The organism is Methylobacterium sp. BTF04, assembly GCF_010692745.1.
Classification (GTDB): domain Bacteria; phylum Pseudomonadota; class Alphaproteobacteria; order Rhizobiales; family Beijerinckiaceae; genus Methylobacterium.
The window spans coordinates 1-770 of record NZ_JAAHTB010000221.1 but is presented as its reverse complement, the minus strand read 5'-3'; the positions used below and the strand labels follow the sequence as shown (position 1 = coordinate 770).

At 59.7% G+C, this 770-nt stretch carries 1 pseudogene; it reads left to right on the top strand.

The features are described 5' to 3' along the window. Positions 1-460: 460 nt before the first annotated feature. A pseudogene (locus G3T14_RS24425) lies at positions 461-716 on the top strand (helix-turn-helix domain-containing protein); the annotation flags it as partial. Positions 717-770: the final 54 nt, after the last annotated feature.

Genomic DNA, 770 nt, shown 5'->3' with positions numbered 1-770 from the left:
GGTTTCCGACAAAAAGCCCGCGCCTTTCTCCCGCCCATCAAGACGTTCTGTGAAAAGCGCCTCGCCGCGGTGATGTTCGGAATCAGAGCAGAGGGCGTCCTATTTCGCCTCTCGTTTGTTCGAGTACTTCGATCACGATGGAACAATGGTGTCGCCGGCAGGACTCGATTTTCAGCCAAACAACTAATTTATTTCCAATCACTTAGCCGGTCGTCGACCGCATGATGTTATGCATATTTGGCTGCATGCTCAAGCAGCTTCAGCGATGCAACGCCTGCGTGTGCACACTCTTGCTGATAGCGTGCAAAGCCAGCGACGTGCGCGCGGGCCCGGCGGTGGTTACGGCTCCCGACAGCCGCAATTAGCTCGTGCCTCAATTGATCGAGATATCCTGCCAGTCTAGGTGTTTGATCCCGCGGTGTGGTGATACGGTTGAGCACCATGCTGCGAGGGAAGCGCTATGGGCCAAATTCTCCATGGAAGCGCCACCACGACGGAGGCAGTCCGTCGCGCGATCCAGCTACGTTGAAGAGAGCGTAAGGGCGCTGGCCCGGCGCTACGGCGTCAGTCCGACGACGGTGCAGAAGTGGCGCAAACGGGCGACGACGGCAGATGCCTGGATGGGACCCAAAGAGCCGCGCTCCACCGTGCTCACGATCGAGGAGGAGGCGATCATCGTCGCTTTCCGACGGCACACGCTGCTCCCGCTCGACGACTGAACCGCCCCGGGTTTCCCGGAGGCCATTTGGTTTGGGTCAGGCGGCCAAGGC